Below are 23,940 nucleotides of genomic sequence, written 5' to 3'. Positions count from 1 at the left end.
CCCGCCAGCGCCCCGGGCCCCACCACTGCCAGCACGACCACCAGGGGGACACATGACGATGACCGACCACTACCCGTGTGACCTCTGCGACCGCCCCAGTGGCGACGACGCACGCGTGTGCACCGGGTGCGCCGACGATGCCGCCGCCGCCCTGCGCCAGGTGGCCGAGTGGCTCGCCGCGGACCTTGTCACCGCCACCGCGAAGCAGACCGCGCTCGGCACCGGCCGCGCCGGTGGGAAGCCCACGAAGGCCAGCGAGGCACCCCTGCCGCTCGACCTACGCGCATCCGAGGCCGCCACCATCCTGCGCTCCACCCTCTCGACGTGGGTGCGCCTGGTCCATGCCGACGGATCCAAGCAGGCGCCGCCCACCGACACTCTCGCCGCCATGGCCGCCTGGCTCGCCCCCGTCATGCGTTGGGCCCGCACCCGCGAGTACGGCGCCGAGCTCGTCGACGAGATCCTCGCCTCCGTCCGCCAGGCCCTGCGCGCGGTCGACCGACCCATCCGCGCCGTCCCGCTCCCCGAGCCCTGCCGGACCATCTCCCTGGACGGCCAGACCCCGCGGGCGTGCGGCGGTCGGCTGTTCGTCGTCATCGCCCCCGGGCTGCCGATCGACGGCCAGATGCGGTGCGAGGTGGACCGGACTCACACGAGCACGGTGCACGAGGAGGGGAAGGCGAGGAGGAGGGCGGGGCACGTGGCTGCTCGACTTGCGCGGACTTGACAATACTGGGATGATGCGAAGCAGGATGGCGTAAGCTTTCCGAAAACGCCAGAAGGCCCCGACCGGGACACGGTCGGGGCCTTCGTCGTTCCTACTCCTCGATGCGCTTCAGAACCTCAACGCGGGACTGTCGAATCGCGAAGACTTCGAAATTCGGATCCCCGAAGCGACTGAAAGTGATGAAGTTCTCGTCGATCTCGAAGAAGTCCGCTTCAACCGTTGGTTTCCAGGCGTCGGGGAGACCGGAAACGCCTTCGTTGATCTTGTACTTGGCCATCTGAATTCCTCCCTATGCACTTGCGAGCAGCGTAAGCCGGGGGCCGGACAATCCGTCCTTCACTGACCCGCCCGGCAGCCCATCACCCCGCGGGCGCGTCCCCACTGCCGGGCGCCCCAACGTCCCGCCCTGCTCCACGTCCCTGAGGGGGAGGCGCGCCGAGCGGGGCGGGCGACTACTTCGCTTGGGGATCGCCCTTCGCCCGGTACGAGGTGTTGATCCACACCAAGACCAACAGGGCCACCCCACCTACGATCAGAGCGATCGCCCACGAACCAACCGGTGCCATGGCTGTCCCGCACACACCGGCCATCATGATGGGCGGCGATTCCTGCGTGTAGGCGAACCATCCGTAGGACGCATTGATGCTCGCTGGGGACCACCACCCAGCCCCACAGGACCCGCTGGGAACCAGCCCAAGGGCTGCGCCGCCAGCGATCAGCGCGATGGCCACCGTGCGGATGACCTGAACAGGGGTCACGGAACTCTCCTCAATGGCGGGGGCTGGCGGGGCGGGCGACTACCTCACCGCCGGGTCCATGGTCAGCGCACCGAAGGCCAGCACGGCGCCCGGGACAATCGACCCCCACACAAGCAGAGTTCGGTTCGACCAAGCGGCCGCACACTCCGGGCCTCCGAGGTAGCTGCTCTCGCGATCGAACACCTTCCCGCACTCGCCTATGGCCAGGGGCCCGGACTGGACGGGGGCGATGGGCTCGATGGGTAGGAGCCCCGCGACGACACCGGTCACCACGAGGGCGACGCCGACCAGGATGAACAGCTTCGTGGAGTGCCGCATGGCGTCTCTCACCGGTAGTACGTCTTCGTGACCCGCTTCCTCGGCACGATCATCCGGAAGAGCCACCACGGCACCCATACGAACAACCACAAACCGCACGTCAACAGGGTCAACAGCAGATGCGTGCTGTTCGCCAGCCCACCCAGCCCGCGTCGCTTCTCCACACTCTTGGAGTACCGGGGCATCGGGTGAGGCGGCTGGTGCGGGTGGTGGTGACCGTAGGGACCCGGGGGCGGAGGGTAGGACACAGGGGCTCCAAGGGTGCTGGGGTACGGCGCCACAGTAGCCCCCACCTACCCCCCACCCGCCCCCGCCGGGATGAATGGCCACAGACGGCCACCAGGGCAACCCCCTGGGCATCAAAGAGTCGGGGGTGTCTGGATGTCCGGGGGCTGGAAGGGGAGCACCCGCAGAGGGGAGCTCCCCTCCGACTGGTACACCCGGGTGCGCCCCCGGATCCTTCGACGCGACCGCCACGCCTGCCAATGGCGAATGGCCGTCGGTGGAATCTGCAGAGAGCCTGCGAACCAGGTCGACCACAAGGGCGATCGTCACGACCACCGAGACGAGAACCTCCAAGCGTTGTGTGAACGGCACCACGCCCGCAAGTCGTCCGAGGAAGGCAACGCCGCGCATCGGCCCCGTCCGAGCCGCTTCCGCAGGCCCGAACGCCACCCCGGAACCACATAGGCCCCTGACCTGCACAAACACCCTGGGGGGTGCCCCCTCCCCTTTCACCGACAGCCCGGGGGGTCATAGCAGCTCCGGCCCGGTACGGGTTTTGAAGTTCGGCCCCTCCCCGATTCTGACCAGCCCGGCCGCGCCCTGGAGGCGCCCTAGACCCTGGAGGTCACCATGGGCACCCGCCCCGTAGGCACCCGCGGGCCCGTCGGCAAGTCCGACGCCGAGCGGCGCCGCCGCAACAAGCCGACCGAGGAAACCGCCGAGTCGGCGGGCCCGGTCACCAAGTTGGAGCGAGCCCGCAAGGTGCGGGTCCCCGCCGCCGACAAGGACTGGCACCCGATCGCGAAGCGCTGGTACACCTCGCTGCGCCAGTCCGGCCAGTCCGAACTGTACGAGCCCAGCGACTGGGCGGTCGCCTACCTTATCGCGGAGTCGATCTCCCGAGACCTGTCCCCGCAGGTCGTCGGTATCACCGACCAGGGCGACGTCGTGCGCGACACGATCCCGCTCAAGGGCGCCAGCCTGGCCGGGTACCTCAAGGCCATGAACGCTCTACTCGTGACCGAGGGCGACCGGCGCCGGATGCGCCTGGAGCTCCAGGCCGCCGAGGCCCAAGGCCCTTCGGCCGCCGTGATGGCGCTGGATGACTACCGTGACGCCCTCGACGGTTGAGGACGTCCCGCGGGTTGAACCGGTCCGGATCGGGCCGTCCTGGCAGCGCGACGAGTTCGGGCGGTGGGTGCTCCCTGAGCGCACCCTGGGCTGGCACGCGGTCGCGTGGACGGCCGAGAACCTCCAGGGCGCCACGGGGCTGCCGTGGCGGTACACGCCGGAGCAGTTGCGGCTGACGCTGTGGTGGTACGCCCTCGACGAGCAGGACAGGTTCATCTACCGTGACGGCGTCATCCAGCGGTTGAAGGGGTGGGGGAAGGACCCGCTCGCAGCAACGTGGGCCGCGATCGAGTTCGTGGGTCCGTGCCGCCCGGACCCGTCGGGGCGCATGGTCGCGGACCCGTGGGGCAACGAACATCCTGCCGGAGTCGCTCACCTTGCGGCGTGGGTTCAGATCGCGGCTGTGTCCAAGGACCAGACCCGCAACACCATGACCCTGTTCCCGGGCCTGTTCACGAAGGCGGCGATCGCCAAGTACGGCATCGACCTGGGCAAGGAGATCATCTACGCCCACCAGGGTCGGGCCCGCATCGAGGCCGTCACTTCCAGCCCTCGTGCTCTTGAGGGAGGCCGCGCAACGTTCGTGGTCCGCAACGAGACTCACCACTGGCTGCGCTCCAACGAGGGCCACGAGATGGACGCGGTCATCGACCGCAACGCCACCAAGTCGGCGGACGGCGCCGCCCGTGCCCTGTCCATCACCAACGCCTACGAACCCAGCGAGGACTCCGTTGCGCAGCGGGCCCGGGAGGCATGGGAGGCCGGAGAGGCCGGTACCTCCCTGGTGTCCGGGATCATGTACGACTCCCTGGAGGCGCCGCCCGAGGCGCTTCTGGCTCCGGAGTTCGCGCGCGCCGTCATCAAGGCGGTGCGCGGGGATGCCACCTGGCTGGACGTGGACCGGATCGTCGCGGCGATCCTGGACCCGCGCAACCCGCCGAGCCGCTCGCGCCGGTTCTGGTACAACCAGATCGTCGCGGCCGAGGACGCGTGGATCGTTCCGCAGGACTTCGAGTCCGAGGAGATGTCCCGCCCCGACATCAAGGTGGGCTCCAAGGATGAGATCGTCCTGTTCTTCGACGGCTCCAAGTCCGACGACGCGACCGGCCTGACCGGCTGCCGCATCTCGGACGGCCACATCCTGACCTTGGGCATGTGGCAGAAGCCGCCCGGCGGGCGAGGCGACCTGTGGACGGCCCCGCGCGGAGAGATCGACTCCCGCGTGGAGCAGGTCTTCGAGACGTACCGGGTCGTCGCGTTCTGGGCCGACCCGTCGCACACCCGCGACGACGAGACCCAGGAACGGTACTGGGACGCCCTGATCGACGACTGGCACCGCCGCTACGGCGACCAGCTCGAACTCTGGGCCGTGCCCGGCCGCGCCGAGGGCCACTCGGTCATGTGGGACATGACCTCGCACAAGAGGGCCGCGCAGTTCACGGCCGCCGCTGAGCGCACCGCCCTGGAGATCGAAGACCGGAGCTTCACCCACGACGGCGACAAGCGGTTGATCATCCACGCCCGCAACGCCCGCAGGTATCCGTGGCGGTGGGGGGTGTCGCTGTGGAAGGGGCACCGCGAGTCCGCCCGCAAGATCGACCTCGCCGTCTGCATGGTCGGCGCCCGCATGCTGCGCCGTCTGGTCCTGAACAACCCCGCGCGCAAGCGCCGACGTACCGGAAAGGTCTGGTGACCATGGTGATGAGCCAGGCCGACGTGGTCGAGCTGGTGACCGACCAGTTGCTGCCTGAGTTCCTCGCGGAACGCAAACGGCTGGACCGGATCGACCGCTGGTACCGGTGGAAGCACGAGGACAACGACATCCCGCGAAGGTCAGGGGACGAGATCAAGCGCCTGGTGGAGCTCGCCAAGACCCCGTGGTTGGGGCTGGTGGTGTCCTCGGTGTCGCAGTCCATGTACGTGGACGGGTACCGCACCCCGACCGGCGGCACCGTGGACCCGGTGTGGGCGATCTGGCAGCGCAACGGCATGGACGCCCGCCAGGTGGCGCTGCGCCGCGCTGGCCTCGCCTACGGGCAGGCCTACGAGACCGTCCTACCGGGCGACTCCGGCGCGGTCATGCGGGGGGTTTCCCCCCGCAAGATGCTCGCCTGGTACGCCGACGACGTCGAGGACGAATGGCCGATGTACGCCCTTCGCGCGGAGGCGTCGGGGGATGCGTGGTCGCTCCGCCTGTATGACGAGGACCGTGTCTGGTACCTGTCAGCGGACGCCGAGGGCGACAAGGTCGAGTACATCGAGTACCGAGACCACGGCGTCGGGGTGTGCCCCGTTGTGCGGCACGCCCCGATGTTGGACCTCGACGGGCGGTCGCCGGGCGAGGTGGAGCCGTTCATCACGACGGCCATGCGGATCAACAAGACGACGTTCGACCGGCTGATGGTCCAGCACTTCAACTCTTGGAAGATCCGCACCGCGGCCGGTATGGCCGAACCGGAGACAGAGGAGGAGGCACACGCGGCCAAGCTCCGGCTCCGACAGGATGACCTGCTGATCGCAGAAGACCCCGACACGAAATTCGGGACGCTCGACGAGACCCCGATGGACGGCTTCGTCTCCGCCGGGCGCGCAGACGTCGAGACGCTCGCCGCCGTGTCACAGACCCCGTCCCACCAGTTGACCGGCCAGATGGTCAACCTGTCCGCCGAGGCTCTGGCCGCTGCGGAGGCCGGGCTGGAGCGCAAGGTGGAGGAGCGCAAGAAGACCGAGGGCCAGGCGCACGATCAAGCACTTCGACTCGCTGCCGCGATCGAGGGCTTGGACGTCGAGGCCGCGGACTCCAGCGCACACGTCACCTGGGCCGACATGGGGTCCCGCTCCCTCGCCCAGGCCGTGGACGCGCTGGGCAAGGCCGCGACCATGTTGCAGATCCCGCCCCGGGCGTTGTGGGCGCGCATCCCCGGCGTCACCCAGGACGACGTCACCGAGTGGGCGACCATGGCCGAGCAGGGCGACCCGATGGCCCAGCTGGCCGCGCGGATCGACTCGCAGATGGCCGACCTCGGCGGTGGCGGGTGAGCACGGCGCTCGCCCGCCGACACCGCACCGCGCAGACCGCTCTGACCTCCATGCTCACTCTGGGCATGGCGGACCTGTGGCGGTCGCTGGTGGACGACCGGGGGCCGCGTGCTGTGTGGCCGGTGCTGTATCCGCAGATGGCGTCGATGGTCCAGGACCACCGCGCGCAGTCCGCCGAACTCGCCAGCCGCTTCTACGCGCAGGCCCGAGCGGAGGCCGGGGTCCCCGGCGAGGCGCCGCGAGTCGAAGTGCGGAGGGCTCCCGATGCGCAGCTGGAGAAGTCTCTGGCCGTGACCGGGTTGACCTCATATGAGCGGGGTCGGCGTTCCGGCCGGTCCCCTGACGCCGCCCTGGACGTCGCGGTCGTCACCGTCACCGGCGCAGCTGAGCGCCTGGTGGCCGAGGGCGGCCGGAAGGCCATCACCTCGTCAGTACAGTCCGACTCCCAGGCGCTGGGCTGGTTCCGGCTGCCGGGTCCGTCGCCGTGCTGGTGGTGCGCGATGCTAGCCAGCCGCGGCGCCGTCTACGGGTCCCGCGAGTCCGCATCAACCACCGAGGACGGCGACAGCTACCACGACCACTGCGCCTGCGAACCCTGGCCGGTGTTCTCCCGCTCGGAGGCCCTGCCCTCGGAGGTGCAGCGGTGGGTGGACGCCTGGGACGCCTCGGCGAACACCGACGATCCCATGGCGGACTTCCGACGCCGGGTGGACGAGAACAACGGCGTCGAGGACAGCGAGCGGGTCGAAGCTGGCGAAGCGACGTCCGACGCTGGCCGATCTGATGGTGGGGGCCAACCACCGGCCGACCCGCCACCGACCTCCCCGGACCATCCGGATGATGACGATCCCCGGGTGGGGGATCTGGTGCCCACCAGCGATGGTGACGCCGAGGAGCGGTCAGGCGAGATCGAGGATGCCCTGGCCGACCGGATCGAGGGCGAGTACACCGCCCGCGACGGGACAACCTTCCAGGTGACCATCACCTCCGTGTCGGTCAGGGACGCCGAGGTCAGCGTGCAGGCCGCGATCTACGCCGACGGCCTGGATGTCGGGGAGGTGATCCGGGAGTTCCTGCGCGACGACCAGGGGCTGCTGTGGGTCCACCACGACCTGCTGGCCATTGACAGCGCGTACCAGGGTCGTGGGTTCGCGTCGGTGTTCAACGGCCAGATGGAGGACTGGTACCGCAGAAGCAACGTGGACCGCATCGAACTCCTCGCCGGACTAGACGTGGGACCCTACGCTTGGGCGACCCAGGGGTACGATTTCCTCAACGAGGAAGAGGCTGAACAGGTCTTCGAGGTCTTGGACCGTGAGGCCCTGCGGATCGAGCAGTGGCTGGAGTCCGCCGAGGACGACGAGTCTGTCACGGACGCCGAGTACGAACGCCAGGAGGATCTGCTGGCGGCGGCGCAAGACATCATCAGCCGCACCGGCCAGCAGTTCGGGTCACCTGGGTACCCGTCCGCCTACGAACTCAGCCGCCTCGGCCACCAACCCGGCCTTGGTCGGGCCGATTCCTGGCTCGGCAAGGTCGTCCTGCTGGCGTCGTCCTGGAGAGGGGTGAAGTACCTACGATGAGCCGCGATCAGAACGCTGCCCTTGGTGCCTGGTGGTCGGAGTGGTCCCGGCGCCACGGCGCCGACCACCTCGAGGACGCACCTGCGGAGGCGCAGGAGGAGTACCGGCGCCGCGCCGACGAGATCATGGGGCTCGACCCCGACACAGGGATGCGTCCCGGGGTCCGCGGGCGCCGACGCCGACGCACCTGACCCAGACCTGAACCATCCGACCCCGTACCGGCCGGTGCGGGGTTTTCTCATGCCCGGCACCCCTGGAGGGTGCCTCACCCGACCCTGGAGGTCACCCGTGTCTGACCCGATCACTCCCGAGCCCGACGCCGAGACCACCGACCCGGCCACCCCAGAGGGGGATGGTTCGGAGCCGTTCGACGAAGAGCGCGCCAAGGCCAAGATCCACAAGGCGAACCAGGAAGCGGCCGGACTACGGTCCCGCCTCAAGGAGCTGGAGGCCAAGGCCAGCAAGTTCGACGAGTGGGAGAACGCCAACAAGAGCGAGCAGCAGAAGGCCCAGGAGGCCGCCGCCGCTCTGGAGCAGCGCGCCACGTCCGCCGAGCAGCGTGCTCTGCGCCTGGAGGTAGCCGCTGACAAGGGCCTCACCCCGGTGCAGGCCCGACGCCTCGTCGGCTCCACGAAGGAGGAACTGGAGGCCGACGCCGAGGAGCTCCTAGAGAGCTTCGGCGGGACCACGCCGGCGCCCGCCGACTCCATCCCCCGGCGCCCCACGGAGCGTCTGCGCCCTGGTGGCGCCGGCACTCCTGAGCCGCCGGAGGAGACCGATCCGCGCAAGCTCGCCGCCAAGATCCGGCGGCGCTGACCACCCACGCCCCGCGCCTTCGCCATGACGGCCGGTGGCGCCAACTCGAAGGAGAGTCATGGCGAACGAGTTCATCAAGTCCGAGAAGGTCGTCCGTACTGCGCTCGGTCTGCTGGAGCGCGAAGTGGTGCTCCCCAACCTGGTGTGGCGCGACGCCGCGGGGGATTTCCGCGGCGCCAAGGGCGACACCATCACCGTCCGCCTCCCGTCCTACTTCAAGGCGAAGAAGAGGGCGCTCCGCTCCGGCGCTCCCCGGGTCAAGAGCCAGCTCACCGAGCGGGCCATCCCGGTGACCCTGACCACGGACATCTACGGGGACATCCCCATCACCGACGAGGAGCTGACCCTCGACATCGAGGACTTCGGCGCCCAGGTCCTGACCCCGACCCTGTCCGGGGTCGGCCGCGCCCTGGAGGACGAGCTCGTCGAGACCATCACCGGTGCCACCTACGCCCACACCCTCGCCCTCGACGCCGATCCGTTCGGCACGTTCGTGGACGCCCGCGAGCTGCTGAACAACGCCCGCGTGCCGTTCTCCGGCCGGTCGGTGGCTGTTGGCTCCGCTGTAGAGTCCGCCATCCTCAAGTCGGACCACTTCAACCGGGTCGACCAGTCCGGTAGTGACAACGCTCTGCGTGAGGCCATCATCGGCCGCATCGCCGGGTTCGACGTCGTGTCCGTGCCCGCGCTGAACCCGGACGAGGCGTTCGCGTTCCACCAGACCGCCTACGTGCAGTCGGCGGTCGCCCCGGTCATTCCGGCCGGTGCACCGTGGGGAGCCACCCAGAGCTACAACGGGTTCGCGGTCCGAACCGTCCGCGTCTTCGACCCCGACGAGGTAGAGGACCGGTTCATCCTCGACGCGTGGACCGGCACGGACATCGTCACCGACGTCGGCCACCTCGACCCGGACACCGGCGTGTTCGAGCCTGCGGAGGACCCCACGGAGGCGGGCGCGGCGGAGCACTTCATCCGCGCGGTGAAGATCGGGCTCGGCTCCGAACCGTCGCCGTCTCCCGAGCCCGAGGTCTGACCATGGCCGCCCTACCGCCGCTGGTCGACGTAGCCGAGTTCGGCGCGTGGGTGGAAGCGGGCGACCTCACCAACGACACCAGAGCGGAGATGGTCGTGCAGGCCGCCTCTGCTCTGGTGCGCGGGGAGGCCCGCCGCACCTGGGTGGACGAGGACGGCCACCTCAACGACGTGCCCGACCAGGTGCGGACGATCGTGTTCGAGGCCGCCGCGCGCCGCTGGCGCAACCCGGAGGGGTACACCGGCGAGACCGACGGCGATTACACGTACCGCCAGGACGCGGAGACCGCGAGCGTCTACCTGGTGGAGGCGGAGCGGGACATCCTCGCCCGCTACCGAAAACCTCGGTCGGGTCTGTGGACGCTCCCGACTACCCGTGGGGAAACGCCGTGGCGGTCCGGCTATCACCACGTCCTGGACTGAGGGGAGGCCCCGCCATTGTCGCTGCTCGACACCGGCAACGAGACCATCCTCGTCTGGCCGGAGGTGGACTCCGCTGACACCGACGGCAACCCCATCCGGGTTCCTGCCGCTGACCCGGTGCAGGTCCGGGCCCGTGTGCAGCCGGTGTCCTCGACGGACGTGATCGCCGCCGGGCAGCAGAGCACTGCCCGGTACCGGATCATCACCCGAGACGCTCCGCTGGGGCCGTGGGTGCGTGTGCGCTGGCGCGGCCGGGACTGGGACATCGACGGCGAACCGCTGTGGTCGACCGGCAGTCCACGGACTCGGCACGTCCAGGCGGTCATCCAGGCGCGAGGGGAGGGTGAGGCGTGATGGCCACCGTGAACAAGTCCGTTGCCCGGGTGGTCGCGAGGCTGCCCGGGGTGAAGAAGTCCGTGAAGGAGCGCGCCGAGGTCCTCGGTGCGCGGGCCCGGGGCATCCTCGGCGCGCACAGGGAGACCGGCCGGGCCCGCATCGTCGTCACCCAGGGCAAGATCGACAGCTTCGTGTCCCTGGAGGACCCGGCCGCCGCCGCCCTGGAGTACGGGCGTGAGGCCGGGGTGTCCGCCTCGGGCCGGGCCTACCCGGCGCAGGCCGGGCTCTACATCCTGCACCGCACTATCGGGGCACGCTGATGACCGACCACACGGAGGACTGCTACCTCAACCCGGAACACCACGTGTGCGCGGTCGCCCGGCTCGGCCGTGCGGAGGGGGCACTGAGCGAGGCCCGCGCGATCGCGTCCGACGCTCTGGCCGCGCTCCGCGACGCCGGAGCGGACCAGGCCGCGCTCGCCCGAGTGCGGGCCCTGACCGCCGACTTCGAGCGGGACCTGGAGACCGCAGGCGAAGACTGGCCCCCGCGGGCCCGCTCGTTGGTGGCCCAGGTCGTGGCCCAGCTCCGCGCCGCCCTGGGCACCGAGAACGGGGGCGACTGATGGCCCGCCTGTTCGCGCCCGCCACATCGCTCGTCCTCGCTGTCCTGCGACCGGCCGTCGCGCCCGTCGTCGTCACCGGGCTCATGCCCGATCTGACTTCGACGCCGCCGCCGGTGGTAATGGCCCGCCGGGTGCCAGGCGGTGGCGCCTACGACCCGCGCGGGTACGACCGGGCCGTCATCGACGTTCAGAGCTGGCACACCGACGACCGTCTCGCGGACGACCTCGCGGACACCCTTCGAGCCGCGCTTGTCTCGGCGTGGCGCACCCAGCTCGTCATCCCCGGATTGGGGTCCATCGCCCGGTACGAGGAGACAGCCGCCCCGGCGCTCCTGGGCGACTCCGCCCGGGGGTCCGGCACCACCACGCCGAAGGGCGTCTACCGCTACCAGGCGACGTACACCCTCGGTCTGCGCACCGCCTGACGTCCGCTCCACTCTCTGTCACACATTCCCTGCCCGTAGGAGGCACATCATGGCGCTCGTCGATGACGCCGATCTCGTCCCAGCTGTGGGCGAGTACCACTTCCACCCGGTCGTGAACACGCCCCCGCCCGCTGACGAGGACGATCCGGACGCGGACGGCTACGACGACCTCGGCCACACTGCGCTGGAGTCGCCGTTCGCCATCACCTCCGAGGGCGGCGAGCAGACCGTCCTGGGGACGTGGCGCAACAAGTCCAAGCGCGCGGTGACCAGCCCGCGAGTGGAGAACGTGGCGTTCGTCCTCCAGCAGTGGACCGAGGACAACTACAAGCTCTACTACGGGTCCAACGCGTCCACCGACGCCAACGGGTACGTGATGGTGCCCGAGAACCCCGTCCCCGTCACCGGCACCCTGTGGGTCCTCATCCGCGACGGCGACGACACGCTCCCGCTGTGGTTCCCGCACGTGTCTATCTACCGGGCCGACGACATCACCGCGGACCCCGAAGCGCTGATGGGTCTGCCCGTGCGCGCGACCATCCTGGGCCGCTCCGGCCAGACCGGCCTGTACGGCCTCAAGCCGAAGAGCGCGCCGACCCCGCCCGCCGGACCCTGACCGGAGCTGGGCCCTTCTGACCGGGTGGTGTGCGGAGCGGATCCCGTGCACCACCCGACCACCCCTGATCCGCGCACGTGAGGAGATCCGCACCATGGCCTACGACTTGTCCCACCTGACCGAACCCACCGCGACCGCGCCCTTCGTCGTCACCCTGCCCGACGGCGAACTCGCTCTCCGCCCCGTCGTCGCGCTGCCCACCGAGGGCCAGGCGGCGATGCTGCGACTGTCCGGGCGCCTGGCCGACGTCGTGGGCGACGAGGAGGACGCTCCGCTCGGCGTGATCACGTCCGCGCTGGCCGACGTCCTGCCCGACGTGGACACCCTCCTCCGGGCCGCATGCCCCTCCAAGGCCGCCGCGACCAAGCTGATGAAGCTGCTCGGCGGGTCGATGATGGACAAGGTCGGGCTCGTCGTCGCCTACATCGGTCAGGAGCAGGTGGGGGAAGCCTCGGCCTCCGCGAGCTCCTAGGCGAGTACGGCGCGGAGATGTACGCGGACCTGCTCCGGTACTACCAGGTCGATCTGACCGAGGTGGTGGCCGGGCGGGGGCCGCGCCCCGCGCTCGTGCTCGCGCTCGTGGAGGGCCTGCCCGACGATTCCGCCACCGTGGCCGCGATGAGGGGCGGCCGGGAGTGGCGCGGGTGGACGACACAGACCGGTGTGCTCGCTGACGCCGTCGACGCCATCAACACGAACTCGGTCGTCAGCGGCCGGTGGCGTAAGAAGCCGCCGCCGATCCCGCCGTACCCGCGACCGAAGCCCCCTGGCGAGACCACGAAGAAGGCGACGCGGCGGCGGGGGCAGTCCATCGCGGACGTGCGCCGCGCCGTCGGCATGCCCCAGCTCCCCCCGCAGATCCCTCAACCACAACCGAAGACGACGAAGTAGCGGCGGGCCGCCGCGCAACCATGAAGGGGGTGCGCGGTGGCCACCACACGCATGGTCGGACGCGTCTCGGTGCGAGTCATGCCCGACTCTCGACGCTTCCGCCCGGACCTGCTCAAGGACCTGGCCAAGCTGGAGCGCACACTCTCGGTGTCGATCCCCACCCGGCTCGACACCACGAAGGTCGCCACTGACGCCGCCCGGGTCAAGGCCGACGTCGAGAAGCGTCTCGGCCACGCCAGCATGGACGTCGACGTCGACTCCGGCGCCGCGTCTGCCGAACTCGCCCTTCTCGCCCGCGACCGCACCTCGACCGTCAAGGTCGACGTCGACCGCGCTGGTCTCTCCCGCGTGCGCGGGCTCCTTGGCGGGCTCACCAGCGGACTCGGCCGGATCACCGGCGGCGCCGCCGGGGTTGGTGCGATCGCTGGCGCGCTCTCCACACTGGCCGCTGGAGCCGCAGCCGCAGTCGTCCCCGTCCTCCAACTGGGAACCGCCCTGGCCCCGGCGGTGGGCATCCTCGCGACCCTCCCGGCCGCCGCCGCCATGACCGTCACCGCCCTCGCACCGCTGGTCATCGCGTTTCAGGGGATGGGGGAGGCCCTTGGCGCCGCCCTGTCCGGGGACGCCGACGCGCTCGCTGAATCCCTGGAGGATCTCACCCCGGCCGCGCGGGGCGTGGTCCTGGCGGTGCGGGACATGGCACCCGCCCTGGCCGACATCCGCGACGTGGTCCAGGACAACTTCTTTGCGCCGCTCGTCGGCCCGGTCACCCAACTGGGCGACCGGCTCCTTCCCGTGTTGAACGACGGACTCGGCGGTGTCGCTGTCGCACTCGGCTACAGCACCGCGCGCCTGGTCGCGTTCGTCGGTGAGGCCGAGAACCTCAACGGGCTGCGGCTCCTGTTCGAGTCGACCGGCCGGTCCGTCGCCACCATGTCGGACTTCTTCCCCGGGCTGCTGACCGGCATGCGGGAACTCGGGATCGTGGGCTTGCCATTCATGGAGCGGTTCTCCGAGGTCCTCAACGAGGGCGCCATCCGGTTCGGTGAGTGGGCGACCGCTGCCGCTGAATCCGGGCAAGCGACCCGGTGGATCAAGGAAGCCATCGAGGTCTTCCAAGAGCTCGGAGCGATCGCCTCGAACGTCAGCGGGATCCTCGGCAGCATCTTCACCGCCGCCGGTGACGGGGGGATCCTCGGCACGATCGAGGGGCTGACCGGCAGTCTCGATGAGTTCTTCAAGTCCGCTGAGGGCGGCACGGCGCTCCAAGGCGTCTTCGAGGGCCTGGCCGAAGTCGGCAACGCCCTGTCGCCGGTGCTCTCCACCATCGCCTCCTCCCTCGGCCAGCTCTCACCGATGATCGGCCGACTCGCCACGGGCTTTGGGCCAGTGCTCACCCGCGCGATCGAGGGGCTGACCCCGGCGCTGCTCCGGCTCGAACCCGGTCTCTTGGCCATCATCGACGGCCTGGGCCGGGGTGTGGACGCGCTCGTCTCCTCCGGGGCGCTGGAGTCCATGGGCGCCGCCCTGTCAGAGATCATGGTGGCGCTCTCCCCGTTGCTGCCCGTGCTGGGGGAGCTCGCCGCGACGCTGGGGCTGGCCTTGGCGGACGCGCTGATCGTCCTTGCGCCGGCGCTGGAGACTCTGGCCACGCACCTTGCGGACACGATCGGGCCGATGCTGCCCGAGCTTTCCGCGAGCTTCAGTGATCTGGTCGAGGCGATCGGTCCGCTGATCCCCCCGCTGGTCGAGGCGCTCCTTCCTGCGCTGGACCTGCTGCCGCCGCTCCTGGAGCTGCTGGTGGAGAACTTCGACACGTGGGCGGCGACGATCGCGGACGTGACTCCGCAAATCATCATGATCATCGGATGGCTCGGGACGCTGGGTGTATGGATCGTCCGCCTGATCGGGTGGGTCCTGGAGCTCCTCGCGGGATGGCTCCGGTGGGCTGGAGAGACCAGCCAGAAGCTCCGCGACGCACTGCGCAACATGGCCGCCCGGGTCCGTGAGTTCGTCGACGACGCCCGCGCCCGCTTCAACGGGTTCCTGGCCGCGGCTCGGTTGATCTGGGCAGCGATCAGGTCGGTGATCACCACTGCAGCCACCAACGTCCGCGACGCCGTGGTCGGCGCGTTCCAGCGGTTGGTGTCCAGCGCCCGGGAACGGATCTCGACGTTCCTCGAAGTGGTCCGTCGCATCAGAACTGCCATCGTGACGGCGGTCTCCGGGTTCGGCACGTTGCTGCGCACCGCGGGCCGGAACGTGATTACCGGGCTGATCAACGGCATCACCAGCAAGCTGGGCGACCTGCGAGCGAAAATGTCGCAGGTCGCGTCCGACGTGCGCGGTGCGCTCCCGTTCAGCCCCGCGAAGTACGGGCCGCTGCGCACTCACCCGCCGGATGTGGCGGGCGAGACCATCACCCGCATGATCGCTGACGGCCTCGAACGTGGACGGCGCATCGTCGCTTCCGCCGCCGGGGATGTGGCCGGTGCCGCAGTCCTGGAGCTCAACGCGCACCCCCTCGCGCCCGTGTCCGACCGGGCCCCGGACCCGGAGTTGCCTCGCCAGTCCGCGCTCCTGGAACGGCTCCTCCAGGCGGTGCTCGCCGCCGACCGGGACGTGGTCCTGCGCGTCGATTCCAAGGAAGTCGCCCGCGCCAACCGGCAGGGCGAACGCCAGCTGTCACGCAGGTAACCAACACGAGAGGAGGCCTCATGGCCTCGTTTTTTCAGCCCGGGATGCGCACCCCAGCCGCTGGTGCGGCCGTGGGCCCAGCGGTCCAGGTGTCCCTGCACGCGACCCAGCCGGACGCCTCCGGGTCCGCCGAACTGTCCGGCGGTGACTACGAGCGGCAGGCGGTGACGTGGGGGGCGCCCGCTTCTGGGGCGGTCACCGCCACCGCTGATGTGGTGTTCTCCGTGCCTGCTGGGTCGTGGGTGCGCTGGTGCGGTCTGTGGACCGAGACCGGCGAGTTCCTGTGTGGGATCGAGCTCGCCACCCAACTGGAGTTCCCGGCCGTGGGGACGTACACGATCAGCCCCCTCCGGGTCGGGGCCCGCAACCCCACCACCTGAGAGGAGACCCCGCGTGGCGATCGTCTGGCAGAACTCCTTCGACGGGCCCACCGGCCAGGCCGTGACCGTCGCGAACTCCGCGACCTACGGGGACCCCGTGGCGTCCGTCTTCAATGTGCTCACCTACTCCACCACCTGGGCGGCGCACGGGAGCGCCTCCATCCGTTTCGGCGCGGGCGGGGAGCAGGGCGGGGAGGTCCAGTTCGACCCCGCCAGCGGCACTACGTGGTCGCTGCGCGCCTACCTCCTCATCCCTTCCGGCGGGTGGCAGCAGATCAACGCGACTGCCGGAGGTACGCGGCTGCTGTCGATGGTCGACGACGACCTGGCCGACTACCAACTACTCGGTCAGGACGTTAGCGCCCACACCTCGAACCTGGTCGGCCGTCCGCTCCGTCTGGAGATCGTGCGCGCGGGGGCGACGGCGACGGCCAGGGTGTGGTGGACCGACCCCGATTCCACCGACGCCCACGACCTCCAGGTCCAGGCGGCGGCATCGGGGTGGTCGGCGCTGACCACCATCGCGGTGACCGGCGGTGGATGGAACACCACCCCGTCCCACATCGACGAGATCGCAGTGGGGCAGGGCGAGTGGATCGGCCCCGTCATCGAACCGATCCACGCAGTCGGCGCCGCCGTCGGTGACCTCGTCCTGTACGGGGAGGCGGACGGCCGCGCCCAAGGGGCCGCACCCGCAGTCGGTGAATTCGTCCTATACGGGGAGGCAGACGGGACGATGACGATCGGGTCTGAAGCTGCCGGTGACCTTGTCCTGTATGGGGAGGCGGACGGATTCGCTGGAGCCAGCGTCGCCACCGGCGCCCCCATCGAAGACATGTGGGTCGGCGCCCTCGGCCTGCTCCATCCCCTGGCGGAGCGCGGCGACTGGGTACGCACGCCCGAGCTCGGAGTCACCACCCACGAGTCCCTGCACGGGGCAGTGACGGTGTCCCGGGCTCGACGCTCTGCCCGCACCACGACCCTCTCGTGGGACCGCCTGGTCGCCACCGACGCCGACGCCCTGGAGGAGATCGCACTCATCCCGGCCCGAGCCGACGCGGCCATCGCCGTCATCGACCCTGACGCCGCCACCGGCAACCTCCTCACCCCGGAGCAGTCGCGGGGGCGACCGGGCCCCGGGTCAGCACCCGGCGCGGTAGAGCACCTGTACCAAGTGACCGGCCCGGGGCGAGTGACGGTCGGCACCGTCGGCGGTGTGCGTCACGCACTCATCGACTCCGCCGAGTCCGGCACGGCCGTGCGGTGGCTTCACCCCTACTGGGGCACGCGCGGGTGGCCGGTCATGCCCGGGTGGCCGGTGTACCTGGCGGCCGATCTCACCGGCCTCGCGTCCCTCGGACGGTTGTGGCTCACCTTCCACGACTTCGCCGGTGCCGTGATCACCTCCGCCGCCGGGCTCCTCGGTGATGGCCAGTGCGAAGCGGACGCCCCGCCCGGGGCGGTCTCCGTGTCCCCACAGCTGATCATCTCCGAACCCGCGCCGGGGCTCCGCCTCTTGGGCGCCGCCCGCATGTCCTACGCCCCGCACACGGAGGGGACGCGTCCCCTCGGCAACGGGTGCCCCGCATACGCGGTGACCGACTTCTCCGACACCCCGATCTACCCGTACCGGTCCCTCTCCCTCAACCTCCAGGAGGTGCGTGCCATTGCGTACCGGTAGCCCGGACCTGACCGCTGCCCTCGACCACGGGCAGCGCACCTACGACCTCCAGGTACGCCTGGGCGGGCGAGACATCACCGACGAAGTGACCACCTGGAGCGTGGAGCGCGGTGTGGACACCGGCCTCCCAGCCGAGATCGCCACCCCCACGGGGTCGACCGCAGCCGCCGCAGCACTCACGCTGGTGGGGCAGGGGATCGCGACCGCCGCGACCCGCTACAGCCCCTGGGCGCCGAGGGTGACCGCCGACATCACCCGGCCCGGACAGTCCTGTGTGCTGGAGTGGGGGCTGGCCGAGGACCGCCTCCAGTCCCTGCGCGGCAGGGTGCGCAGTGTGCGCGCCGACTCCCGGTCAGGGACGGCTGAGGTGTCCGTCCTCGACGGCTCCGAACTCCTGCGCGGGCGGGCGTGGCTACCGCCGTCGGTGATCGCTGGCGGAGGCGGCGGAGGCATCCACACACAGTGGGTGATCGACCACGCGTTGCGGGAGTCGGGGGTCTACACGTCCCCTCCCCCGCGTCAGGGCTCCATCTTCTTCGCCAGCATGAACGGGTCAAGGGAGGCCTCCCGGGGGATCCGGCAGTCCACCACCGGACTGACCGGCTCCTACCCGGCGATCTCCCCGTGGACCGCCGGGCCCGCCAACACCCTCGGAGGCCAGCCGACCACCACCCCATGGTCCGCGACCTACGCCCCACAGCGGCGCGTCCTCACCCAGGCCAACCAGTTGATGGTCGAGTGGTGGATTCGGTGCACCGCACCCGGTCAGGGACCCACCAGCGAGGTTCGGTTGGTGTTCGCTGACCGGCCCACCACCGACTCCGGGACCCGGTCCGAGACCGTGATGGTCGTGTCCTACGACCCGTCCACCCGCCAGCTACGCGCCCAGGTCGGCAACGGCTCCACCACCTGGACGGCGCCCGCGTCCGCGTCACAGACAGGCCGGTTCAAGGTTGCGTTCCTCGTGGGGCTCACCACGACGACGGCGCCGACGACCGTGCGCGGGTGGCTGTACCAGCCCTCCGGCGCCCTCTACTCCAGCCCCACCTACTCCGGCCCGTCCCCGATCTGGGGAGTCCTGGAGACGATCACCGTGACCGCCACCGGCCCCGTGGAGTGCGTGGGCGTCACCCCGATCACGGGGACGATCGACGTGGTGGAGCCGTGGCGGCGCGGCGCCACCCTCGACCTCATCTCCGAGGCTGGGGCCTCCGCCGGGTTGGAGACCTACGCGCTTCGGGGGTTGCCGGAGGTGTCCGGGACGTGGTGGGACCTGCTCAAACAGGTGGCCACCGACACCATGAGCTACATCTGGTTCGACGAGGACGGAGTGCTGAGGGTCCGCAGGTACGACTTCGTCGTGCCGGACAGTCCGATCATCCCCACCCCGGAGCTGGAGGTCACCGCGGCCCGGTCCATCTCCGACATCACCGTCTCCGAGGAGATCGACTCCGTCGCGAACCGGGTCACGGTCGGGTGGTCGCCCATCCAACAGCGGACGGGAACGTTCTCCGAGGTGTACGAGTACACGTCGGTGATCACGGTGCAGCCCGGCGCTGTCGTCGAGATGGCCATCGACTTCCAGGGACGTCCGTGGGGGCTCCGGCCACCCATGCTGTTCGCAGGGACCACACCCCCTACGCAGGGGACCGCAGGGAGCTTGGTCAAGTTCGTCACGACCACGGGCGCGACCGCTCCGGTCGAATCCGAGGTGGTCTATGACTCGGGGCTTCCGATGTTCCGGTTCCACAACCGCGGTTCCAACACCGCCTACGCCGCGCTGACCAGCGCGCGCACGACCCCGTCGTTCCGTCCGGCTCACCAGGCGGCGGAGACCCCGCAGGCCCAGCCGGTCGCCCGCCAGAACCCCGCGAGCGTCGCCCGGTATGGGGTGCAGTCCGTGGAGATCGGGGCGTCCCCGTGGGTGCAGAACATCTGGTGGGCCGACCAGCTGTCCCTACGCCTGGTGGCGTGGACGGCGTGGCCCGTCCCCCTCACCGGCAACATCCAGATCCTCCCCGACCCCCGCATCCAGATCGGTGACGTGGTCCGCATCGTGGACTACGACGGTCTCCGGATCGACGGGGTGTACCGGGTCCTGGGGTACAGCGTGCAGGGCCAGGGCGCGACCGTGTCCATGTCCCTGGACGTGCGCCCCCTGTCCCGCCCCACCCCGCCGCTGGACGGCGGGCTCACCACCGAACCCATCCTCGACCCGACCGTGGCGGCTGCGCTGCCCGGCTAGGAGCACCCGTGTCTGAGATCATCCCCGCCCCGCTGGTCGAGGCCGACCCCTCCCACCCTCGGTGGGAACCACCGCCCGGCAACCGCATCGACGTCGGCCAACCGGGGACTCCCGTGGACGAGGCGGAGGGGGGCGACGGTGCCTGATGAGAGCCCCACGCCGCCCCGCCCGCTGGGGTACACCGTGACGGCCGCCGACATCTACGGCGAGCTCCGCCAGCTGTCCGGGCAACTACAGACCTCGATCACTCAGCAGGAGATCGCTCGCCAGCAGATCCAGGACCACGAAGCTCGTCTCCGCTCCTTGGAGGCATGGCGATACGCGCTCCCGGTCTCCGCGTTCTCCGCAGTGGTCGCGGGGATCGCCGCGATTGTCAGCGTGTTCGTCGGCTGACCCATCGCCTACAACCGCCCCGGCCGAACGGCCGGGGCTTTCTCATGCCTGGAGGCACCCGTTGGACAACATCAGATCGCGCTCCTCATGGGGCGCCCGTACTCCCCGCTCCCGGCAGACCGTGCCCATGTCCGTCCGCCAGGAGGTGACCCTCCACTACTCCTCCGGACCCACGAGCCAGACGCCGCGCCAGATCCAGAACTTCCACATGGACGGCAACGGCTGGTCGGACGTGGGGTACAACTTCCTCGTCGACAGCGCGGGCGTCGCCTACGAGGGCCGGGGCTGGACCGTCGTCGGCGCGCACGCCGCACCCCGCAACACGCAGGGCATCGGCATCTGTTTCATCGGCCGCGACGGCATGACCGACGCCGCCAAGCGCACCATCATCGCGCTGTACGACGAGGCGTGCCGTCGGGCCGGGCGCACCCTGTCTCGCCGCGGCCACCGCGACATCAACAACACGTCGTGCCCCGGCTCCGGCAACCACGCCTGGTGGAAGTCCAGCGACTTCCGCAACGTCTCCGGAGGCGGCACCGCACCCGCGCCGAAACCACCCAGGCCCGGCACGAAGGCCCCAGCGTTCCCGCTCGCCAAGGGCCACTGGTTCGGGCCCGAGTCCAGCAACCCGCGCAACCACAGCGGGTTCCACACGGCCGCTCGCCCCGGTGTCCGGCAGATCCGCAACCGGCTCCGCGAACGCGGGTGGGTCGGCGTGGCCGCCGGAGACCGGTACGACACCGGGCTCGCCACCACGATCCGCCAGTTCCAGCGGGAGAAGGGCCTGGCCACTGACGGCCTCGTCGGCGCCCAGACCTGGCCCGTCCTGTGGACCGCGCCCATCACCTGACCTGTACACCGTCACCGTGTGCGCAGCCGGCCGCCGCGCAAAGTAACCCCGTCTGGAGATCCCCATGCACGAAGCCCCGACCCCGGCACCCACTCCGACCCGGGACGCCCGCACCCGTGCCGTCCGCTCTCTCCTTCACGCCCTGGCGGTGACCGCGCTCGTCGTCGCCGCCACCGCTGTGTCCACCCTGGCGACCGACGGCGGGGTGCTCACCCTCGCCACCGTCGGCACCACGGCTGGGACCGGCGCGCTCATGGCCGTGACCGCATACATCCACCGCCGACTAGAGAAGTAGCAGGTCAGCGTGTAGAATCGCACGCGTGTTCGAGGAAGGGAAGCCTCGAACCGCCGCCGCCCCGCCCCACCGTGATGGTGGGGCGGGGCGGCTTCTTCGTGTGTCCGCTACTCGCCTTCGAGGAGCTCCAGGGCTTCGGCCAGGGAGCGGAGCGCAGCGGGTCGGGTGTCTCCCTGGGAGGCGAGTTCGGGGTCGGTGGAGTGGGCGACGTACCCGCCCTGCTCGTCGTCGGGCGTGACCGTGATGATCATGGCGCTCCCAAGGTTCGGCGGTCTGGGTTCAGTGTGGCGTGTTCGGGGCTGTGGCGTGGCTGCTTCCGGCCAGTCGGCTCACCGGACCCGGACGTTCGACCACCAGCCGGTGACTACGCCCTCACCTTCCAGGGTGGAGGTGAGCCAAGCGGCGAGGTCGGGGCGCGTGGACGTCGCCCCGGTCAGTGCGCGTTCCGCGCGGTAGGTGTGCTGCTCCTCGTCGGTCATGGTGATGCTGACCCAGAACCGGTACTCCGTCATTCTCTTCCCCCCGTAATTCACTGACCACCACGCGTTATCACGAGTGGCCGAAGAGTGGGCCCACCAGCTCCCCGCTGGTGGGCCCCTTGGCCCGGCCTCCCCCGGCCGGGCCACCACCTCCGTCCCCCCGGATCGGAGGTGGTGGTCTGAGTGGGGGCCGAGGACTTGAGTCCTCGGCCCCCTGTGTGGAGCGGTCCCTAGCGCGGGCGGGTCTCCAGGCGCGCCCGCGCCGTCATCCGACCACCCCCACGGTCTAGGAGGCGCGCTCCGGCCAGTAGGTGCTGTAGCCGGTGAGGCGGTCGGCGGGGTCCTTGATGAACGGGACCGGGCCGGTCTCCGCGCCGACCGTCACGGACACGTCGGTGGTGGTGAGGTCGCTGTGCTCCATGACGTCGGTGACCATGTCGGCCACCCGGTCGCCGTACTCGTCCAGGACCTGCTCAGGGGTGAGGGTGCGGCGGGCGCCGTCGTCGACGACCACGAACCCGCGGCTCCCGTCGAGTCGGGCGTCCTCGATCAGCCGGTAGTCGAGGAGCATCTCCAGGAGCTGCGCGGCGTGGGCGAGCGGGCCGTGGTCGGCGGGGGTGCGCAGCGGCACCCACAGACGGTGGTGACCACGGCCGCCGCCGAAGATCAGCCCGCAGCTCCAGCAGCTCGTGGCGCGGCTGTCGACGGTGGCGCCGCATCCAGCGCAGTCGACTGGTCCAGCGGTGATGTCGGGGGTGGGGGCTATGACGGTGTTCGTCATCTTCGTATCCTTCGGGTGCGGTGATCCTTCCGTGGCCCGGAGCGGTTGCAGCCGTGATTCCGGGCCGGGGCCGAACGGCCCCTGGGGCGGCGCCCCCAGTCGCATGGGGGCGCCGTCGTCTTGCGGGTCCTACGCGGGGCGCCTACTTCTCCTTCAGTCGGTCCACCAACGCGTTGACCGTGTCCTCGTCGCCGGACTCTCCGGCCTTGCGGATGTCCGCCATCAGGTCCAGTCCCTCGCGCTCGTCGGCGGTCGGCTTGTCGGGGTCGCTCATGTGTCTCTCCTTCTGTTGTGGGTGGGTGGTCCGCGCACCCGCCGGGGGAAGTTCCAGACGGGCGGCGGGTGCGCGGGGTCTCTAGGGAGCGGCGACCAGCTGCTGGCGGCGCCACTCCGGCGGAGCCACCGCCTCCCCCTCGGGCAGGGCGGCCAGGAGGAGCTGGTCCTCCATGACCTCCAGGACGTCAGCGGGGTGCTCGTCTCCAGCCACCGACCGGAGCGCGGCCGCGACGATCACGTTGCGGCGGTGGAGGTAGTCAGCAGGGGCGTCCTCGGCCGGGGCTGCGGCCACCTGTACGGCGACCTCCTCCAGGAACGCGGACATGTCCATGTCTGCCATTGCTTCCTCTCTGTGCTGTGGGTGCTGTGCGGTGAGGGTGGGAGCTACGGGCGGGCCGACGCGGGCTCACCGTGGTGGGCGAGGAGGGACTCCTCCAGCTGCTCCGGAGTGGGCTCCACCTCGGTGCGCCAGTGGCTGCTCGGGCGCCGGTCGGTGGCCAGCCACAGACGGCCAGTCCACGAGATGCGGTGCGTGCTACCCCACCGTGCGGAGAGTCGACGGAGGACGACGGCCGGGTCCTCCCATTTGTCGGCGGCCCAGCTCATGTGGTCGCCCTCGTGCCCGGCCTCCAGGGAGCAGGAGCGGGGGATGCCGCCGGAGTCGAGGCTCATCTCGGCGCAGTGCGGGGGCATCATCACGCCACCGACAGACGACGGAGCCCCGCGAGGACCGCCAGGAGAACGTCGAGGTCGGTGCGGGGGCGACGCGGGAGGGAGTAGCTCCTCACCCGCGAGGCTCGGCGGGGGCGACGGCGGCGCATCGTCTCGGACGCCAGCCAGCGCACGTGCGCCAGCTCGGAGAGATTCAGGTATCGCGGCGCCATGGGCGCACACCTCCGGTAAGGACAGCGCCGGGTGGGA

The 23,940-nt window shown here is 70.4% G+C and carries 34 protein-coding genes; 24 read left to right on the top strand and 10 right to left on the bottom strand.

Annotation, left to right across the window (positions count from 1 at the left end; genetic code table 11):
• The first annotated feature begins 52 nt into the window (after positions 1-52).
• Positions 53-727: a hypothetical protein gene (locus AC0VYM_RS00740; RefSeq protein WP_475457786.1), complete on the top strand. Its 675-nt coding sequence runs from the start codon at positions 53-55 to the stop codon at positions 725-727.
• Positions 728-818: 91 nt separating this feature from the next.
• Here AC0VYM_RS00740 and AC0VYM_RS00735 read toward each other — a convergent pair whose 3' ends face one another.
• The 3 genes from AC0VYM_RS00735 to AC0VYM_RS00725 form a co-directional block, all read right to left on the bottom strand.
• Positions 819-1,004, bottom strand: coding sequence for a hypothetical protein (locus tag AC0VYM_RS00735; protein ID WP_475457784.1), 186 nt, complete (start codon positions 1,002-1,004; stop codon positions 819-821).
• A gap of 175 nt (positions 1,005-1,179) precedes the next feature.
• On the bottom strand, positions 1,180-1,485 hold the full coding sequence (locus tag AC0VYM_RS00730; RefSeq protein ID WP_475457782.1) for a hypothetical protein: 306 nt from the start codon (positions 1,483-1,485) through the stop codon (positions 1,180-1,182).
• A gap of 39 nt (positions 1,486-1,524) precedes the next feature.
• On the bottom strand, positions 1,525-1,803 hold the full coding sequence (locus tag AC0VYM_RS00725; protein ID WP_475457780.1) for a hypothetical protein: 279 nt from the start codon (positions 1,801-1,803) through the stop codon (positions 1,525-1,527).
• An 855-nt stretch (positions 1,804-2,658) separates the two neighbouring features.
• On the opposite strand from AC0VYM_RS00725, the gene AC0VYM_RS00720 reads away from it, so the two are divergent.
• From AC0VYM_RS00720 to AC0VYM_RS00610, 23 genes are all read left to right on the top strand, one after another.
• Positions 2,659-3,159 (top strand): phage terminase small subunit, encoded by a 501-nt coding sequence (locus tag AC0VYM_RS00720; protein ID WP_475457777.1) that lies wholly within the window; start codon positions 2,659-2,661, stop codon positions 3,157-3,159.
• Complete coding sequence (locus AC0VYM_RS00715; RefSeq protein WP_475457775.1) at positions 3,131-4,852, top strand: hypothetical protein; 1,722 nt, start codon at positions 3,131-3,133, stop codon at positions 4,850-4,852. The genes AC0VYM_RS00720 and AC0VYM_RS00715 overlap by 29 nt, the downstream gene beginning before the upstream one ends.
• Before the next feature lie 2 nt (positions 4,853-4,854).
• Positions 4,855-6,198 (top strand): phage portal protein, encoded by a 1,344-nt coding sequence (locus AC0VYM_RS00710; protein WP_475457773.1) that lies wholly within the window; start codon positions 4,855-4,857, stop codon positions 6,196-6,198.
• Positions 6,195-7,781, top strand: coding sequence for a VG15 protein (locus AC0VYM_RS00705; RefSeq protein ID WP_475457771.1), 1,587 nt, complete (start codon positions 6,195-6,197; stop codon positions 7,779-7,781). The genes AC0VYM_RS00710 and AC0VYM_RS00705 overlap by 4 nt, the downstream gene beginning before the upstream one ends.
• Positions 7,778-7,972 (top strand): hypothetical protein, encoded by a 195-nt coding sequence (locus AC0VYM_RS00700; protein ID WP_475457769.1) that lies wholly within the window; start codon positions 7,778-7,780, stop codon positions 7,970-7,972. The genes AC0VYM_RS00705 and AC0VYM_RS00700 overlap by 4 nt, the downstream gene beginning before the upstream one ends.
• Before the next feature lie 97 nt (positions 7,973-8,069).
• Positions 8,070-8,597, top strand: coding sequence for a hypothetical protein (locus AC0VYM_RS00695; protein WP_475457767.1), 528 nt, complete (start codon positions 8,070-8,072; stop codon positions 8,595-8,597).
• Between the two features lie 58 nt (positions 8,598-8,655).
• Positions 8,656-9,630, top strand: coding sequence for a major capsid protein (locus AC0VYM_RS00690; protein WP_475457765.1), 975 nt, complete (start codon positions 8,656-8,658; stop codon positions 9,628-9,630).
• A 2-nt stretch (positions 9,631-9,632) separates the two neighbouring features.
• Positions 9,633-10,052, top strand: a complete 420-nt coding sequence (locus AC0VYM_RS00685) for a hypothetical protein (protein WP_475457763.1) — start codon at positions 9,633-9,635, stop codon at positions 10,050-10,052.
• Between the two features lie 15 nt (positions 10,053-10,067).
• Entirely contained in the window at positions 10,068-10,406 is a 339-nt protein-coding gene (locus AC0VYM_RS00680) for a phage head completion protein (RefSeq protein ID WP_475457761.1), read from the top strand.
• The gene (locus AC0VYM_RS00675) at positions 10,406-10,708 is read left to right on the top strand and encodes a DUF5403 family protein (protein ID WP_475457759.1); all 303 of its coding nucleotides are present in this window, start codon (positions 10,406-10,408) and stop codon (positions 10,706-10,708) included. Before AC0VYM_RS00680 ends, AC0VYM_RS00675 begins: the two co-directional genes overlap by 1 nt.
• On the top strand, positions 10,708-11,010 hold the full coding sequence (locus AC0VYM_RS00670) for a hypothetical protein (protein ID WP_475457757.1): 303 nt from the start codon (positions 10,708-10,710) through the stop codon (positions 11,008-11,010). Before AC0VYM_RS00675 ends, AC0VYM_RS00670 begins: the two co-directional genes overlap by 1 nt.
• A complete protein-coding gene (locus tag AC0VYM_RS00665) occupies positions 11,010-11,435 on the top strand; it encodes a hypothetical protein (protein ID WP_475457755.1) in 426 nt (141 codons plus the stop codon). The genes AC0VYM_RS00670 and AC0VYM_RS00665 overlap by 1 nt, the downstream gene beginning before the upstream one ends.
• 49 nt (positions 11,436-11,484) lie before the next feature.
• Positions 11,485-12,051 carry a phage tail tube protein gene (locus AC0VYM_RS00660; protein WP_475457753.1) on the top strand — a complete coding sequence of 189 codons (567 nt, stop codon included), beginning with the start codon at positions 11,485-11,487 and terminating at the stop codon, positions 12,049-12,051.
• A gap of 94 nt (positions 12,052-12,145) precedes the next feature.
• Entirely contained in the window at positions 12,146-12,523 is a 378-nt protein-coding gene (locus AC0VYM_RS00655) for a hypothetical protein (protein ID WP_475457751.1), read from the top strand.
• 17 nt (positions 12,524-12,540) lie between these two features.
• A complete protein-coding gene (locus AC0VYM_RS00650) occupies positions 12,541-12,942 on the top strand; it encodes a hypothetical protein (protein WP_475457748.1) in 402 nt (133 codons plus the stop codon).
• 36 nt (positions 12,943-12,978) lie between these two features.
• Complete coding sequence (locus AC0VYM_RS00645; protein ID WP_475457746.1) at positions 12,979-15,639, top strand: phage tail protein; 2,661 nt, start codon at positions 12,979-12,981, stop codon at positions 15,637-15,639.
• A 20-nt stretch (positions 15,640-15,659) separates the two neighbouring features.
• Entirely contained in the window at positions 15,660-16,019 is a 360-nt protein-coding gene (locus AC0VYM_RS00640) for a phage tail fiber protein (protein WP_475457744.1), read from the top strand.
• A 13-nt stretch (positions 16,020-16,032) separates the two neighbouring features.
• A complete protein-coding gene (locus tag AC0VYM_RS00635; protein ID WP_475457742.1) occupies positions 16,033-17,700 on the top strand; it encodes a hypothetical protein in 1,668 nt (555 codons plus the stop codon).
• Positions 17,687-19,945, top strand: coding sequence for a hypothetical protein (locus AC0VYM_RS00630; protein WP_475457740.1), 2,259 nt, complete (start codon positions 17,687-17,689; stop codon positions 19,943-19,945). The genes AC0VYM_RS00635 and AC0VYM_RS00630 overlap by 14 nt, the downstream gene beginning before the upstream one ends.
• 8 nt (positions 19,946-19,953) lie before the next feature.
• On the top strand, positions 19,954-20,091 hold the full coding sequence (locus AC0VYM_RS00625) for a hypothetical protein (RefSeq protein ID WP_475457738.1): 138 nt from the start codon (positions 19,954-19,956) through the stop codon (positions 20,089-20,091).
• On the top strand, positions 20,084-20,338 hold the full coding sequence (locus AC0VYM_RS00620) for a hypothetical protein (protein ID WP_475457736.1): 255 nt from the start codon (positions 20,084-20,086) through the stop codon (positions 20,336-20,338). Before AC0VYM_RS00625 ends, AC0VYM_RS00620 begins: the two co-directional genes overlap by 8 nt.
• A gap of 127 nt (positions 20,339-20,465) precedes the next feature.
• Entirely contained in the window at positions 20,466-21,188 is a 723-nt protein-coding gene (locus AC0VYM_RS00615) for a peptidoglycan recognition protein family protein (protein WP_475457734.1), read from the top strand.
• Between the two features lie 64 nt (positions 21,189-21,252).
• Positions 21,253-21,483 carry a hypothetical protein gene (locus AC0VYM_RS00610; RefSeq protein ID WP_475457732.1) on the top strand — a complete coding sequence of 77 codons (231 nt, stop codon included), beginning with the start codon at positions 21,253-21,255 and terminating at the stop codon, positions 21,481-21,483.
• A 107-nt stretch (positions 21,484-21,590) separates the two neighbouring features.
• Here AC0VYM_RS00610 and AC0VYM_RS00605 read toward each other — a convergent pair whose 3' ends face one another.
• The 7 genes from AC0VYM_RS00605 to AC0VYM_RS00575 form a co-directional block, all read right to left on the bottom strand.
• Entirely contained in the window at positions 21,591-21,734 is a 144-nt protein-coding gene (locus AC0VYM_RS00605) for a type II toxin-antitoxin system HicB family antitoxin (RefSeq protein WP_475457729.1), read from the bottom strand.
• Between the two features lie 78 nt (positions 21,735-21,812).
• The gene (locus AC0VYM_RS00600; RefSeq protein ID WP_475457727.1) at positions 21,813-21,995 is read right to left on the bottom strand and encodes a hypothetical protein; all 183 of its coding nucleotides are present in this window, start codon (positions 21,993-21,995) and stop codon (positions 21,813-21,815) included.
• A gap of 253 nt (positions 21,996-22,248) precedes the next feature.
• A complete protein-coding gene (locus tag AC0VYM_RS00595; protein WP_475457725.1) occupies positions 22,249-22,743 on the bottom strand; it encodes a hypothetical protein in 495 nt (164 codons plus the stop codon).
• 142 nt (positions 22,744-22,885) lie between these two features.
• Positions 22,886-23,017 carry a hypothetical protein gene (locus AC0VYM_RS00590; protein WP_475457723.1) on the bottom strand — a complete coding sequence of 44 codons (132 nt, stop codon included), beginning with the start codon at positions 23,015-23,017 and terminating at the stop codon, positions 22,886-22,888.
• Between the two features lie 81 nt (positions 23,018-23,098).
• Positions 23,099-23,359, bottom strand: a complete 261-nt coding sequence (locus AC0VYM_RS00585) for a hypothetical protein (RefSeq protein ID WP_475457721.1) — start codon at positions 23,357-23,359, stop codon at positions 23,099-23,101.
• A gap of 44 nt (positions 23,360-23,403) precedes the next feature.
• Positions 23,404-23,715: a hypothetical protein gene (locus tag AC0VYM_RS00580; RefSeq protein WP_475457719.1), complete on the bottom strand. Its 312-nt coding sequence runs from the start codon at positions 23,713-23,715 to the stop codon at positions 23,404-23,406.
• Positions 23,715-23,903: a hypothetical protein gene (locus AC0VYM_RS00575; RefSeq protein WP_475457717.1), complete on the bottom strand. Its 189-nt coding sequence runs from the start codon at positions 23,901-23,903 to the stop codon at positions 23,715-23,717. Before AC0VYM_RS00575 ends, AC0VYM_RS00580 begins: the two co-directional genes overlap by 1 nt.
• Between the last annotated feature and the right edge of the window lie 37 nt (positions 23,904-23,940).

This window comes from Nocardiopsis sp. iso_237 (assembly GCF_056173345.1).
Note: the sequence above shows the minus strand (reverse complement) of the source record. Positions and strands in the feature narration are given on the sequence as shown.